The organism is Cellulosimicrobium sp. So1_17, assembly GCF_055181235.1.
On record NZ_CM143702.1, the window covers coordinates 665,509 to 680,707 of the forward strand.

Sequence of the window (15,199 nt, forward strand, 5' to 3'; positions counted from 1 at the left end):
CGAACAAGCGCGCAAGATTGTCGCGATTCTTCAAAGCGGCTGCATATCAAGAATGGCAACCGGATGGCGGGCCCTGATTCGAAACGCACGTTGCCCTGTTGGCTCCGGATAGCGCGCGCTCCATACGGGCAGCCGCCAATACGGTCTGAGCGAGAGCCGAACACCCAGCATCGAAATGCGATCCTGGCAGCTCAGTGGTCAGTTGTTACTACCCACGCGATTCATTTGGACCGGCATGGGGCTCTAAACTGCGATGGCAACCTTAGCGCCAGGTGCTGCCAACCAAAATGAACAGGGGAAACGTCATGCTACGTCAAGACGGATGGAAGAAATCGGCCCTGCCGCGAGCCGCTCAACCGCGCTTTCAGCGGAAAGTGAGGAAAACCGCCAAACCGTCGCTGCGCGTCCGGAAACACGAGTCGCGAGGAGTGCGCAAAGCGCGAACAGTTTCGGACCGAGAGGCACAAGCGCGATTCGCGTCTCGTTGCCCAGACCGTATATCAGCGCTTCGAGTCGGGTGAAAAGATCGAAGGGTTGCGACAGCGAGTACTCCGCCGTTGCGACCATGTAGTTGGTCAGAAAAAATTCCTCGTTAGCCTGTGCATTCAAGGCATCGAAACCTTGATCATCGCTCACCGGAACAAATGCGTGGACGCGTGAAACATCAAGATACTCCGCAATGCCAAGTGCGAGACTCTTCTCAACGCCAACGCCGAAGATTCCAGTGAGCGGGACCGATGGGTCGTCAGACCAAGTCGCGAAGGCTGGGTGGATAGGCTCCGCGATTCGAATCGGCCCGCCGGATACCTCCCATCCATCACTCTTCGCGGGCGCGTAGAGAAAGTCGACCTTCGCGCTCCGTAGCTTGCCACTGAATAGAGCGTCTACCAGTTCGGCAAGGTGGAACTTCGTTACACTCGATATGTCGATACCGACGCGGGCCGGGGCTCTACCCAGCGAACCGATTATATCGATTACCTGGACACCGAAGTCACGCTCAATAGGCACGATTTCCGCGCCTAGATCCTGCAATTTCTTCCTATTTGCGTCGTAGCTCAGAACTCCCCGTGAAGTAAACGAGAGCGCTACCAGACGTTCCGCGCGCTGGGCGAAGTGCTGAGCGACATGAAGGCTCCGCGCTTCATAGCCCAGCGCCACAATCAATACGTCAAATCTGTCGGCAGCGGTGTAGCTGTTCACGCGTACAAGGGCATCAGTCGACATCGAACAACTCCAGTTGCTCGCGAGCGGCAGTGCGGGTCAGTACGGACCGTAGAGACCCCGGTCGTTCTAAGCGAAGTGGCAATTGATAGCCAGTTGCGAGCATATAACTAAGCCTGAAGCGTTTTCCGCGTAGAGAAGTCAGAAGACCGCTACTGCTCGTGTCAGGCACGTAAACAATGGCACCAGTGTTCAATGCGCTTCCGAGAGCTTCGAGCAATGCGGTCGACGCGCTTGCGTCCACGAGAAAGGTGCCAACCGGGTCTGTGGTGAAGTCATCGGCAACGATATTCTTTCGGAAGGTGTCGCCAATCGCATCCAACAAGGGTAAGAGCCCACGCCTAGTGTCCGACGATGTCTGTGACACCGGAATAGTCGATAGTAGCGAGCGGAAACGATTTCGTGTCTTTGCGATCTCGCTCGCCTGAATAGCATCGGCTACGCGTCCGCGACCGGCGTCGAGGAACGAGTTCATGACCCCGATGATCCAACGGGGATTGCCCTCGAGCACGGCCGATACGGCAGCGGTCCCGGCATAGACCTGCGGGTTCTTTCGGCCTCGGTACCGTCGTGACGATGCAGCGCGGGATCCATCTGGTGTGCGGAACGCGACTCGTACAATAACCAAGGGCAAAATCTTTCTGAGGTACTGCGCACGATGTTGACCCGTGGATCCAAGAAGCTTCTCTAATCCTCCGACGGTTGCGTCCACATACTTGCGGAAACTGGCGTCAGTCTCGTAGAGGTCGCGGACCAGTTCCTCCTGTGCCTTACGTGTGGAGTCACTTGCTGAGCGACCTTCGGGACCCTCATCTGGGAATAGTCCTTCCCCGAGCACTGAATGAACGTTGGCTTCTTGGCCCAGTCGCTCACGAATTACTTGGCGCATCAATGCAAAACTGAAATCCGCGGCGTCCGCTTTGTGTCCATAGCTTAGCCAGATTTCGTCATGATCATGACCAGGCATCGCCGCGACCGCCGAAACGAGATCTGACAGATCGGCGCTGTACGGACTGATGGCCAACTTGAAAATGAGCCGCTCGTCTACGGAGCGCATCGAAGAGACGAGTGAGCGCCGTACCTCCGGAGGCGCGAGTTCGAGCTCGTCGAACATCAGGCACCATTTCTCGCCGCGGAGTTCGGGGATGATCGCCTCGAGCGTGTCCAATGCCAACGTGAGTTGCGGGACAATCTCCGTGTCTGTCGTAAGGTCACCCAGATCGCTCAGAACGGTTTCCGCGCGTACTTTGGACGCTAGGCGACCAATGTGAACGATGCGTTCGGACGCTGCTGCCTTCAGCCCCAGGAGACTTGGTACGCGAAGTTGAAGTTGCCACACGTCAGCTAGTGCCTTCACAAGCTGTGTTTCCTTGGCGCCGCCTACCTCAACGCGTTGGACGTTCAGCCAGGTCTCTGGAATATCGCGGTGAAGCCGCTCGTTCAGTGCTGAAACAAAGTTGCGCAGCACCGAGGCCGTAAAGGAAGCCTCAAACAACCGCATGGAGACTTCGGGAGCAACACCAATCCGGGAGAATGTGCTCCACTGCCGACTCCACGCAATGTCCGCGGGTATGAACACCCCCGTAAACCCAAGACCTTGGGCCATCCGGAAACGGCGCTCGCTCGAGGCCGTTTCCAGGGCCTCAGGTGTCAGCATCTTCAGAAGCGTTGTCTTCCCGCTACCGCGCGGTCCCACTACCACGGTGTGGGATGACCGCGTTAAGATGGAGAACTGCGGTGGAGGGACAAAGGTCTGCGCCACCAGTTTTGGGGACCTGAAGCGCGCGTTCGCAGCCGCGAAAAAGTCTGGCTCTGAATTAATCACTGAGACACCCTTCCGACCTGGTACGGACGTCCTTCGAGCCTTAGTAGGTGCAGCGAGTATCGATCGTTTAGCGCTTTCTCAAACGCCGCGAAGTCGTCAGGCATAGCAAATGAGATGTCGGGGACAGCTTTGACGATTTCGTCCCACATTATGAAGCCAGCTTCTTGAGTGCTGCATTGTTCATGCACACGTGTTGCCAACTGTGCACCCGTAAGCGCACTTCCGAACCCTCCGTAGCCAGGCAATCCTGAGCGCTCCATGGCTCTCTGGAATCCGCGCTCGGGAAGCCAGTCCCACGCGTGGAATCGACCTCTTATTGGATACCCGGGTTCCACGTCTTCGTCCAACTCCAACACGTAGAACTGGTTTCGTGCCTCCCCCTGGATTTCGTCCCAGAGCACGGCGGAGAAGCTCCCTGCGGAGAAAACGAGCGGCGCACCCCTGCTCCCACCAGCGTAGCCAATCTTGGGAAAGTGTCGGTGACCGTGGATAACAAGCCAGCTGCCGTGCTGATTGGAGCTTAGGAGCTCAAGTACGGCTGAGGCTTCGCGCATTTCGCTGTTGTCGTCCAGGTCGTTGCTGCCCACGCGATGGACATGATGGTGCGTTATGAGGACATTGAGTCCTGGATCGCTAGTCTCCTCTAGCCGCCGCGCAAGATACTCACGCGTTCGCGGGGAAACTCGACCGTGTTTCCATTCATCTTGATAACCGTGATATGCGCTACTGTTCAGTAGCGCCCATCGGAACTTATCGTGTGTTTGCACAACGACGTTATTGGCCCAGTATTCGTTGTTAAGCACATTGTCAGCAAAAGGATAGTCAGGCAGTTCCTGCAGGACTCCCTTGGCATCATAACTATTTATTGCTCGCGAATCCATGTCATGGTTGCCGGTCGCGGCGATCAGTAGGGGTGCCTGCAATTGACGCTGCACTTGCTGTATCTGGTTCCAAGCATAAGCCGTTGCCGCCGGCGTGGCCTTGTCTCCCATGTCTCCGCCGGATACGAGAACGTCGGCTTGAATGTTCTCGCTCGCAACCAGTTCTCGCAGGGCGGCAAACGGGTTTCGCGTTGGCGAGTCTGGATCAGAGATTTCGACGAATGACGGTCTCGGCTCGTTCGGCTCGAGATGGTCTCGGGAGTATGCGTGAATGTCGCTGATGACTGCAAGCCTAAGCACCGACAACTCCATAGTTGTCGGCGAGAATCTCACCAGCAAGGTCAGTGCGAGCCGCTGCGGATGCAGCGACATTTCGTCTTCGTGAGATGCGGGTGATTCTCCAACCTTCGAGTGGCTCTAGTAGTGTCGGTTCGTCATTGAACGAAAGCAGTACGCGTGTGCCCAGATCTGTCAAACGAAGCAGTTCTTTCCCGAGTCGCATCACGTCTTCGTCTGAGCCAAACGTTCCGTACCCGTATTCGCCAAACGTCTTCCGGCTCGTGTTGCGGTACGGCGGATCTAGGTACACAAAGTCTGTTTTACTCGCCGACGCTGTCACGGATAGGTAGTCAGCATTTCGTATTGTGGTGCCCTTGAGAGCGTTGGCCGCTGAGGTGAGTTCTGGGAGGGTAGGAAGGCTTCCCGTTCTCTGCCCCCTCGGGACGTTGAATTTGCCATTTCGATTTGTTCGGTAGATTGCATTGAACGCGAAACGGTTCAGGTATAGAAATCGCGCGGCGCTTTGGATGGGGTCTAGATCGGAGGAGTCGAGTTCGCGCAGTGGGTAGTAGTCTTCGCCGTTACGGTCAAACTTGGCAAACGCGGTTGCAAGCCTGGTCGGATTGTCGCGCAGTGTCTCGAAGAAGTTGACGAGCTCGGGGTTGAGGTCGGATAGGATCGCATTACTCGGCTCGATGTCGAAGTAGACACACGCGGAGCCCATAAATGGTTCGATGTAGCGATCGAAGCGATTAGGAATGCGCTCGCGGATCGTCGGGAGCAGGCTCCTCTTGCTGCCTGCCCACCGCAGCGGCGAGTTGAGCACCTGCGACTCCAAAGTTAGGGCCAATGAGGTCTGATGCGGCAGCCAGGTGAGCGGGTGCGCGCGTCACGGTTAGACGCACGATACACCGTTGCGTGTCGAGCCCGGCTATCAGTCGCAAGAGCTCCGGGTGAATTTGCACCAGTCTGGCTTCACGCTTCGCCCTGGCGGGCTGAGCGACTGTGAACGACCTACTCGTCCACCCTGGGGTGTGTGGGGACGATCTGCAGTAGAGGGTGAGCTGCCGCGTAGGCCACCACGGGTAACGAGGTGCCCTGTCCAGCGTCGTGATCGTGCTCGTTCGTCCCTGCGTCCGCCGTAGGTGTTGCGGAAGTTCGGGACGTCACGCTTTCGCGAAATGGCGCCTCAAGGGGATGCTGAGGTTCCCTAGTGTTCACACCTGTCGCGGTCGAATCCGTTGTGGCCCGCTGAAGTGGTCTCATGTTCATCTGACGCGGGTTCGTCCAGCGGGTCCGCGCCAGGTGGGCCGGCGTGATCGATTCGTACCAGGAAGCCTTAGGCTCACTGCATGCCAACGGTCGTCCTCGTCCGCCATGGCCGCACCACCGCGAACGCTGGTGGGATCCTCGCCGGTCGCGCGGGCGGAGTCCGGCTGGACCCCATGGGGCGCGCCCAGGCGAGTCGAGCGGCCGAGCGCATGGCTGGCGTGCCGTTGGCGCGCGTGGTGACCAGCCCGCTGGAACGGTGTCGACAAACCGCCCGCGTCATGCTTGAGCAGCAGGCGGGTACGCCGGAGCAAGTGACCGAGCGCGGCATCACCGAGTGCGACTACGGGCAGTGGCAGGGGCGCGCACTGAAGGACCTGGCCAAGGAGCCGCTGTGGTCGGTCGTGCAGACTCACCCGTCAGCGGCCGCGTTCCCGGGCGGCGAGTCGCTCGCTGAGATGCAGGCCCGCAGTGTCGCCGCCATCCGGCGGCACGATACGGAGGTGGAAGCGAAGTACGGAGCCGACGCCGTCTGGGCGGCCGTCTCGCACGGTGACGTGATCAAGTCCGTGCTCGCGGACGCGTTGGGGATGCATCTGGACCTGTTCCAGCGCATCGTCGTCGGCCCGGCATCGATCTCGATCGTGCGGTACGGGAAGCACCGGCCGGAAGTGGTGGCCGTCAACACCGACGCCGGGGACCTTTCGTGGCTGCGCACGGTCGCGCCGGTCGGCGACGCACCGGTCGGGGGAGGCGCGGGTCCGGGACAGCCCGACGACCCGAGCGTCCCAAGTGACCTCAGCGACCCGCGGGCGTCCTGACGAGCACCCTCCAGCCGCCGTGACCAACGACCGGAAGCTGTCCTGACGGGGGGCGCGTGCGCTCGTAGAGTGGACGCATGCCCACTCTCGTCCATGAGTTCGACTGGCCCGACCGCGTCGTCGTCGGGACCGTCGGGATGCCCGGGTCCCGCACCTTCTACCTCCAGGCCCGCTCGGGCACCCGGACGGCCAGCGTCGCTCTCGAGAAGGAGCAGTCGGCCGTCCTCGCCGAGACGATCCAGCGGCTGCTCGACGAGCTGATGGCGGACCCGGACAACCGGTACACCATCCCTGCCGACGTGCCCGCGGAACTCATTGACAACGACCCCCTCGACCAGCCGGTCGAGGAGGAGTTTCGCGCCGGATCCATGCGGCTGAGCTGGGACCCCCGCACGGCGCAGGTCGTCGTCGAGGCGTACCCGCTCGTGGAGGGCGACCCCGAGCAGGACGAGGACGGCGACGAGCCCGAGCCGGCCGAGGTGCTGCTGGTCAAGATGCCCGTCGGGACGGCGCGCGCGTTCGCCCAGCGCACCCGCGTCGTCGTGCGCTCCGGCCGCCCCCTCTGCCCCCGGTGCGGTCAGCCGATGGACGCCGACGGGCACGAGTGCGCGCTGCCCGACGAGGCGTGACGTCGCCGCACGTCGATCTCGACGAGGCGTCGCTCGAGATCGTCGGACGCATCCGCGTCGCCTCGAACGCGACGTTCCGTGCCCGGATCGGTGACGTCGACGTCGTCTACAAGCCGATCGCGGGGGAGAACCCGCTGTGGGATTTCCCGGACGGCACCCTGGCCGGCCGGGAGGTCGCCGCGTACCTCGTCTCGGAGGCGCTCGGCTGGGGGATCGTGCCGCGCACGTGGCTGCGCGACGGGCCGATGGGTCCGGGCATGGTGCAGCTCTGGCAGGAGATGGACGGGACGCAGTCTCCGGTCGACGTCGTGCCGACCGACGAGGTGCCCGCGGACGGCGTGCGTGCGGTGCTGGAGGGCGTCGACGAGGACGACCGGCCGGTGGCCCTCGTGCACGAGGACTCCGCGGCGCTACGGCGCATGGCCGTGTTCGACGCGGTGGTGAACAACGCCGACCGCAAGGGTGGCCACGTCCTACCCCTCCCGGACGGGCGACGCCTCGGCGTCGACCACGGCGTGACGTTCCACGTCGAGCCGAAGCTGCGGACCGTGCTGTGGGGCTGGGTCGGGGCGAGCCTCGACGCCGACGAGCTGGACGGCGTCACGCGGCTCCGGGCGGACCTCGGCACAGACCTCGACGGCGACCTCGGTCGTCGGCTGGGCGGGATGCTGTCCGACGACGAGGTGTCCGCCCTCGCCGCTCGTTGCGACCGGCTGCTCCGCACGGCGCGCTTCCCGCGCCCGGAGGCGGGCATGCCGCCCGTCCCGTGGCCGCTGTTCTAGGCGGTTGCCCGCGGGCCGCCCGCCCCGGGGAGCGGGGCCGCGCGGGCACCGCGCTCCACCGGTACCGTCGCTGAGGATGAGTCACGACGCGCAGCACACGGTCTCGACCGGATCCCTCCCAGGACGCGACCTCATCGAGGCCGTCCTCGACGAGGCCTACGAGCGCTTCCGCGACCTCGACGAGGGCGAGATCATCGAGGGCGTCCCGGCGCTCGCCGACGTCGAGCCGGACCTCTTCGGCGTCGCGCTCGTGGAGAGCGGCGGGGCCGAGCACACGCGCGGCGACGCGAGGCACCGGTTCTCGATCCAGTCCATCTCGAAGGCCTTCGTGTACGCGCTGGTGTGCCAGGAGATCGGCCACGACGCGGTGCTGGAGCGCGTGGGCGTCGACAACACGGGCGTCCCGTTCGACTCGGTCCTCGCGATCGAGCACAACGAGGGTCATCCCATGAACCCCATGGTCAACGCCGGGGCGATCGCGGCGACCGGGCTCGTGCCGGGGGGCACGCGCGCCGAGCGGTGGGACTTCGTCCAGCGCGGGCTGTCGCGGTTCGCCGGGCGCGACCTCGAGCTCGACGAGGCCGTGTACCGCTCGGAGTCCCGCGAGAACCAGCGCAACGAGGGCCTCGCCCTGCTCCTCGAGGGGCATGGGCGGCTGAGCGGTGACGCGCTCGGCGTCGTCGACACGTACACCCGGCAGTGCGCGCTGCTCGTCGACGCGCGCGACCTCGCGGTCATGGGCGCCACGCTGGCGAGCGGAGGGATGAACCCGCTGACCGGTGACCAGGTCGTCGACCCGTCCATCGCGCGCGACACGGTCAGCGTCCTTACGGCGACGGGGATGTACGAGCGGTCGGGCGAGTGGCTGTTCGAGGTCGGCGCGCCGGCCAAGAGCGGCATCTCCGGCGGCATCGTCATGATCTCCCCGGGCAAGGGAGCGGTCGGAGCCTTCTCGCCGCGGCTCGACGACGCCGGGAACTCGGTCCGCGGTCGCAAGGCCTGCGCGCACCTGTCGCGCTCGCTGGGCCTCGACGTCTTCGCGTCGCGGCCACCCTCCGGCGCCTCGTAGGCCGGGGTCGACGCGCGCCGCCGTCGCGGCCCACGTCTTGACGCCCCTCCGATCGTCTGGCACTGTCCAAGTGTCAGCGCTGTCATACCCGCGAGCACCGTCGCCCGCCCCACCGAAGGACATCGATGTCGCTTCACAGAACGCACCCACCCGTCCTCCGCGAGAACGCCGGCCGGGCGACCGCCGCGACCGTCGCCCTGAGCCTGCTGCTTAGCGGCACGACGCTCGTCGCCGGGTCGGTCGCCGCGCACGCGGCCCCCGCCGACCCCGGCGACTTCTCGACGTCCTTCGAGTCCGGTGACCAGCCGCTCGACTGGACGAGCACGCCGGAGGCAGGCCCCGGAGGCCCGCGGGTCGACGGCGTCGTCGGCACCTCCGTGCTCGAGCGCAGCCCGAGCACGCCCAGCGGCGACGACGCGCTCGGCGGCGCGACGGACGAGCTCGCGTGGGAGGGCCCGTTCCAGAACGGCGTGGGCTCGGTGCCCGGCACGCTCGAGGACGCGACGGCCCCCGACGGCGACCCCGCCCAGCACTGGGCGATGGAGGCGGCGGGCGAGACGTGGGTGCAGGTGCCCCTGCCGACGCTCGAGCGCGGCGTCACGATGCGCGCCCAGGCGACGCTGACGGGGTCGGGCAAGGTGTTCCTCAACGTCTACAGCGGTGGCTCCGACGTCGGCGGCGAGTACGTGACGCTGACGGACGAGCCGCGGACCGTCACCGTCGACTTCGCGCGCCCCGCCTCGGGCGGCGGAACGCCGCAGTTCCAGATCCGCACGCACGACGCCGCGGCCGTGGACGCGGTGATCTCCGGCACGTCGGTCCGCCGTCTGACCCCCGGGACGGTCGACTTCCCGGGCGACGTCACCGACCGGGTCGTGAAGGTCACGGCCAACAACGAGAACCCGCCGAACGAGTCGGCGGACAAGCTCGCCGACGGCGACGTCGCGACCAAGTGGCTCGCGGGCGCGCGCACCGCGCGGATCACCTACGAGATCGACGCGGCGACGACGGTCAAGGCGTACGCGCTGTCGTCCGCGAACGACGCGCCGGGCCGCGATCCGCGAGCCTGGACGCTCGAGGGATCCACGGACGGGACGACCTGGACCACGCTGGACACGCGCGGCAACCAGACGTTCTCGGAGCGGTTCCAGACGCGCGGGTACACCGTCGCGACGCCCGGGGAATACCGCTTCTACCGGCTCGACATCACGTCCAACAGCGGCAGCGACGGCACCCAGCTCGCGGAGCTACAGCTCGCGACCGAGGCGCTCGCGGCCACGAACATGACCGCTGAGGTCGGGTCCGGCCCGAGCGCGGCGTACAACTCGCGGTCGGAGGTCGGCTGGACGGGCACGGGGGCGCTGCACTACGCCGGGAGCCAGACGGCGGACGGACGCGGTTTCGCCTACGACAAGGTGCTGGACGTCGACGTGCCCGTCGGCGAGGACACCGAGCTGTCGTACATGATCTTCCCCGAGGCGTCGGAGAACGACCTCGCCTACGCGAGCACGTACGCCGCCGTCGACCTCGCGTTCACGGACGGCACGTACCTGAGCGAGCTCGCCGCCGTCGACTCCCGCGGCTTCGGCCTGAGCCCGCAGGGCCAGGGCGACGGCAAGGCGCTCTACGTCAACGAGTGGAACTCCGTGGTGTCGCGCATCGGCGACGTCGCGGCGGGACGGACGATCGACCGGATCCTCGTCGGTTACGACAACCTGGCCGGGCCGGCGGATTTCAGCGGCTGGATCGACGACGTCGAGGTCACCGGTGACCCCGAGGAGCCGACGGCGCAGCGCCCGTCCGACTACGTCGTCACCACGCGCGGCACGAACTCCAGCGGCGACTTCTCCCGGGGGAACAACATCCCCGCGACCGCCGTGCCGCACGGCTTCAACTTCTGGACGCCCGCCACGGACGCGGGCACGAACCGCTGGCTCTACCAGTACCAGAAGGGCAACGACGAGCAGAACCGCCCGTCGATCCAGGCGTTCTCGCTGAGCCACGAGCCGAGCCCGTGGATGGGCGACCGGCAGACGTTCCAGGTGATGCCGTCGACCGGGACGCCGGACGCGAACCGGTCGCGGCGCGCGCTGACCTTCGACCACGACGCCGAGGTCGCCCGCGCGCACTACTACGGCGTGACGTTCGACAACGGCATGCGCACCGAGATCGCGCCCACCGACCACGCGGCGATGCTCCGGTTCACGTTCACCGGTGACGAGTCGAACCTGATCTTCGACAACGTCAACGACGACGGCGGGCTCACCCTCGACGCCGAGGACGGCGTCGTCTCCGGCTACACCGACGTCAGCACGCCGGGCAGCTCTGCCGGCATGACGCGCATGTTCGTCTACGGCGAGGTCGACCGGCCCGTCACCGCCAGCGGGAAGCTCACGGGCGGTGGTGGCGGCGACGTCACGGGCTATCTGACGTTCGACACGTCCGACGACAAGGTCGTGACCCTGCGCCTCGCGACGTCGCTGATGAGCGTCGAGCAGGCGCAGCACAACCTGGACCTGGAGATCGCCGCGGACGACACCTTCGACACGGTGAAGGACCGCGCGCAGGACCTGTGGGACGACGCGCTCGACGTCATCGAGGTCGAGGGCGCGGACCACGACGCGCTGACCTCCCTCTACTCGAACCTGTACCGGCTGAACCTCTACCCGAACTCGGGCTACGAGAACACGGGCACGGCGGCGGACCCGGTCTACCGGCACGTCGTGCAGTTCTCCGCGTCCGGCGACCCCGCGCCCGAGGGCACGACGGCGACGACGACCGGCGCGCGCATCGAGGACGGCAAGGTCTTCGTCAACAACGGCTTCTGGGACACCTACCGCACCGCCTGGCCGGCCTACTCGCTGCTCTACCCGAGCGAGGCGGGGGAGATGGTCAACGGGTTCGTCCAGCAGTACGACGACGGCGGCTGGATCTCGCGCTGGTCCGCGCCCGGCTACGCGGACAGCATGACGGGCACGAGCTCGGACGTCGCGTTCGCCGACGCCTACCTCAAGGACGTCCCCGGCATCGACGTGCAGGGCGCGTACGACGCCGCGCTGAAGAACGCCTCGACAGCGCCGCCGAGCGCGAGCGTGGGCCGCAAGGGCCTGGACCCCGCCACGTTCCTCGGCTACACCCCGACGTCGACGCACGAGAGCGCGTCGTGGTCGCTCGAGGACTACCTCAACGACTACGGCATCGCGACGATGTCGAAGAAGCTGCTCGACACGAGCGGCGAGGACGACCCGCGCCACCAGGAGTACGCCGACAACTACGAGTACTACCTGAACCGGGCGCTGAACTACGCGACGCTGTTCGACCCGGCCACGGGCTTCCTGCGCGGACGCGAGGAGGACGGCTCGTGGAGCCAGTCCGCGGCGGACTTCGACCCCGAGGTCTGGGGCAACGAGTTCACCGAGACCGACGGCTGGAACTTCGCGTTCCACGCGGTCCAGGACGGCCGGGGCCTCGCGAACCTGTACGGCGGCACGGACGCGCTCGGCGCAAAGCTCGACGAGTTCTTCGCCACGCCCGAGACGGCGTCCAAGCCCGGCTCGTACGGCGGCGTGATCCACGAGATGCGCGAGGCCAAGGCGATCCGCCAGGGCCAGTGGGGCCTGAGCAACCAGGTCGCGCACCACATCCCGTACATGTACGCGTTCGCGGGCGAGCCCTCGAAGACGGCCGAGACCGTGCGGACCGCGATGGCCCGCTCGTTCACGGGCAACGACATCGGCCAGGGATACCCGGGCGACGAGGACAACGGCGAGATGTCGGCGTGGTGGCTGTTCAGCGCGCTCGGCTTCTACCCGCTGCAGATGGGCAGCCCGTCGTACGTCATCGGGTCGCCGCTGTTCACGCAGGCGACGATCCACCTCGAGAACGGCAAGGACCTGGTGATCGACGCGCCGGAGAACAGCGCGGAGAACATCTACGTGCAGGGCGTCACGGTGAACGGCGTCGAGCAGTCGGCCACCCACCTCACGCACGACCAGCTCGCCGACGGCGGCACGATCGTGTTCGACATGGGCCCGACGCCGTCCGCGTGGGGCACCGGGGCGGACGACGCCCCGCCGTCGATCACGCAGGGCGACGACCTGCCCGACCCGCTCGCCGACGTCGCGCGGTCCGGGAAGGCCACGACGAGCGACGAGGGTGCGGACGGCGCAGTGCTGTTCGACGACACCTCCTCGACCGAGCTCGCGATCGGCTCGTCGCCGGTGACGTACGAGCTCACGGGCACCACGGCGCGGGCGCGGATGTACACGCTCACGTCGGCCGCGGCCGACGGCGCGGACCCCACGGCGTGGACGCTCGAGGGCTCGACGGACGGGCAGACCTGGACGACGCTCGACGAGCGCACGGACCAGTCGTTCGCGAACCGTCGTGAGACGCGCGCGTTCTCGATCGCCGACCCGGGCGTGTACCGCTACTACCGGCTCCACGTCACGGCGTCGACCGGCGGGGCGGCGACGCTCTCGGAGGTCGAGCTTCTCGCGCACACCCCGAAGGTCGGCGAGCTCGCCGACGCGATCGACGCCGCTCTCGACGCCGGCCGCATCCCGGCGGGCACCGCGGAGCGGCTCGGGGCGATCGTCGACGCGGCGCAGGGGGCCGAGGACACGCACGACGCCGCGGGCGTCGTCGCGCAGCTCCGCGCGCTGCGCGCGGCGGTCGACACCACGGTCGCCTCGGAGCTCGACGACGGGACGCGGGCCGAGCTCACGCTGCTCCTGTCGCAGTGGCTCTCCGCGAGCACCGGCCTGGACGAGATCCGTGCCCAGGTCGGGGCTCTGCAGCGCAGCGGTGACGTCGCCGACGCGACCGCGCAGGCGCTCCTCGACCTGGTCGGCACCGCCCAGGAGCAGCTCGACGGCGCGCACGCCGACGCGCTGGCCGCGACGCTCGCCACCCTGCGCAGCACCGTCGCCGACGCCGCTCCGGCCGAGGTGAGCGACCACGCGCGCGAGGTGCTGCTGCCGCTCGTGACCGCGCTCGTCGAGAACCCGCCCGCGGCGCAGCGCGCCGCGAGCGCGGTGAGCACCCTCATGAGCGACTACGACCCCGAGAAGGCCTGGTGGCCGTCGAGCTGGTGGAACTCCGCCGTCGCGACGAACACCGTCATCGACTACATGAGCCGCACGGGCGACCTGAGCTACCTGCAGCAGGTGGACCGGACGTTCGAGCGGAACAAGGCGCCGTTCCCGGCGGGCGAGATGTCGGGCGACGAGCTGCTGGGCAACTTCACGAGCCGCGCGATCGACGACGCCGCCTGGTGGGGCCTCACCTGGGTCGCGGCGTACGACCTGACCGGGGACCAGAAGTACCTCGACATGGGGGTCACGATCGCCGACTACGTCCACGGCTACTGGGACGAGAGCACGTGCGGCGGCGGCGTGTGGTGGGACGCGGAGCGGACCTACAAGAACGCCGTGACGAACGGCCTGTACGTCCGGCTCGCGGCCGAGCTCCACAACCGCATCGACGGGGACACGACGTGGCTCGAGCGCTCGCAGACCGGGTGGGACTGGCTCACCGCGAGCGGCATGATCACCGCCGACGGCCTGGTCAACGACGGCCTCACGGCGGACTGCCGCAACAACGGCGGCACCGTGTGGAGCTACAACCAGGGCCTCGCCATCGGCGCCGGCCTGGAGCTCCACCGTGCGACCGGTGACGCGGAGCCGCTCGAGACCGCCCAGCGCCTCGCGGACGCGGCCCTGGCCTCGGACGCGCTCGTCGTCGACGGCGTGCTGACCGAGAGCTGCGACGCGCTCGACCGCACGTGCGACGACAACGGCAAGCAGTTCAAGGGCGTGTTCATGCGCTACTTCATGGACCTCAACGACACGACGGGCTCGGAGGAGTACCAGGAGTTCGTGGACCGGCAGGCGGCGACCATCTGGTCGCAGGACCGGGCCGCGGGCGACCGGCTCGGCGTGCGCTGGGCCGGCGGCGAGTCCGCCGAGCACCCGAACGTCTTCGACTGGCGGGCCCAGGCCAGCGCGTTGAGCGCGCTCATCGCCGCGACGCCGCAGGCTCCGGAGGTCCGCGTGGACGTCCAGACCCGGTGCGTCGCCGGGACGGCCTACGTCGCGGTGCGGGCGACGAACGTCGGCACCGGAGCGCTCGACGTCGGCGTCACGACGCCGTTCGGCACGAAGACCTTCTCCGGGGTCGCCGCGGGCAAGAACGGCTACCAGTCGTTCTCCGCCCGCGCGAAGATCGTCGAGGCGGGCAGCGTCACCGTCACGGCGGTGCCGGCCGGCGGTGGCCAGCGTGCGACGCAGGAGGTGGCGTACCCCGCGCGGACCTGCTGACGCCGCGCGCGCCGGTCGGGGTCGGTGGGTCCAGGACCCGCCGACCCCGACCGGGCGCAGAGGTCAGAGCGCGGCAGCCTCGGTGTCCACCGTCATCGTCGGA

Annotated in this window: 9 protein-coding genes; 5 read left to right on the forward strand and 4 right to left on the reverse strand. The window is 66.7% G+C overall.

From position 1 onward, the window contains the following. Positions 1-303: 303 nt before the first annotated feature. From ACZCLJ_RS02915 to ACZCLJ_RS02930, 4 genes are read right to left on the reverse strand one after another with little or no spacing between them, the layout of a single operon-like run. The gene (locus ACZCLJ_RS02915) at positions 304-1,200 is read right to left on the reverse strand and encodes a hypothetical protein (protein ID WP_463105400.1); all 897 of its coding nucleotides are present in this window, start codon (positions 1,198-1,200) and stop codon (positions 304-306) included. 13 nt (positions 1,201-1,213) lie between these two features. Beyond that, a complete protein-coding gene (locus tag ACZCLJ_RS02920; protein ID WP_463105401.1) occupies positions 1,214-3,046 on the reverse strand; it encodes an ORC-CDC6 family AAA ATPase in 1,833 nt (610 codons plus the stop codon). Beyond that, a complete protein-coding gene (locus ACZCLJ_RS02925) occupies positions 3,043-4,299 on the reverse strand; it encodes a metallophosphoesterase family protein (RefSeq protein ID WP_463105402.1) in 1,257 nt (418 codons plus the stop codon). The genes ACZCLJ_RS02920 and ACZCLJ_RS02925 overlap by 4 nt, the downstream gene beginning before the upstream one ends. After that, positions 4,220-5,032 carry a DNA adenine methylase gene (locus ACZCLJ_RS02930; RefSeq protein WP_463105403.1) on the reverse strand — a complete coding sequence of 271 codons (813 nt, stop codon included), beginning with the start codon at positions 5,030-5,032 and terminating at the stop codon, positions 4,220-4,222. The genes ACZCLJ_RS02925 and ACZCLJ_RS02930 overlap by 80 nt, the downstream gene beginning before the upstream one ends. A 526-nt stretch (positions 5,033-5,558) precedes the next feature. Here ACZCLJ_RS02930 and ACZCLJ_RS02935 point away from each other — a divergent pair. The 5 genes from ACZCLJ_RS02935 (at position 5,559) to ACZCLJ_RS02955 (ending at position 15,096) form a co-directional block, all read left to right on the forward strand. Next, the gene (locus ACZCLJ_RS02935; protein ID WP_463105404.1) at positions 5,559-6,296 is read left to right on the forward strand and encodes a histidine phosphatase family protein; all 738 of its coding nucleotides are present in this window, start codon (positions 5,559-5,561) and stop codon (positions 6,294-6,296) included. 77 nt (positions 6,297-6,373) lie between these two features. Continuing rightward, positions 6,374-6,925 (forward strand): DUF3090 domain-containing protein, encoded by a 552-nt coding sequence (locus ACZCLJ_RS02940; RefSeq protein WP_463105405.1) that lies wholly within the window; start codon positions 6,374-6,376, stop codon positions 6,923-6,925. Continuing rightward, entirely contained in the window at positions 6,922-7,707 is a 786-nt protein-coding gene (locus tag ACZCLJ_RS02945) for an SCO1664 family protein (protein WP_463105406.1), read from the forward strand. The genes ACZCLJ_RS02940 and ACZCLJ_RS02945 overlap by 4 nt, the downstream gene beginning before the upstream one ends. A gap of 76 nt (positions 7,708-7,783) precedes the next feature. After that, positions 7,784-8,776: a glutaminase A gene (gene glsA, locus ACZCLJ_RS02950; RefSeq protein WP_463105407.1), complete on the forward strand. Its 993-nt coding sequence runs from the start codon at positions 7,784-7,786 to the stop codon at positions 8,774-8,776. Positions 8,777-8,901: 125 nt separating this feature from the next. Next, on the forward strand, positions 8,902-15,096 hold the full coding sequence (locus tag ACZCLJ_RS02955) for a GH92 family glycosyl hydrolase (RefSeq protein ID WP_463105408.1): 6,195 nt from the start codon (positions 8,902-8,904) through the stop codon (positions 15,094-15,096). The last annotated feature ends 103 nt before the right edge of the window (positions 15,097-15,199 follow it).

Bases quoted from the DNA above. Each gene is read 5' to 3' on its own strand.
- ACZCLJ_RS02925 (WP_463105402.1), bottom strand. From the start codon at position 4,299: ATGTCGCTGCATCCGCAGCGGCTCGCACTGACCTTGCTGGTGAGATTC.
- ACZCLJ_RS02935 (WP_463105404.1), top strand. From the start codon at position 5,559: ATGCCAACGGTCGTCCTCGTCCGCCATGGCCGCACCACCGCGAACGCT.
- ACZCLJ_RS02940 (WP_463105405.1), top strand. From the start codon at position 6,374: ATGCCCACTCTCGTCCATGAGTTCGACTGGCCCGACCGCGTCGTCGTC.
- glsA (WP_463105407.1), top strand. From the start codon at position 7,784: ATGAGTCACGACGCGCAGCACACGGTCTCGACCGGATCCCTCCCAGGA.
- ACZCLJ_RS02955 (WP_463105408.1), top strand. From the start codon at position 8,902: ATGTCGCTTCACAGAACGCACCCACCCGTCCTCCGCGAGAACGCCGGC.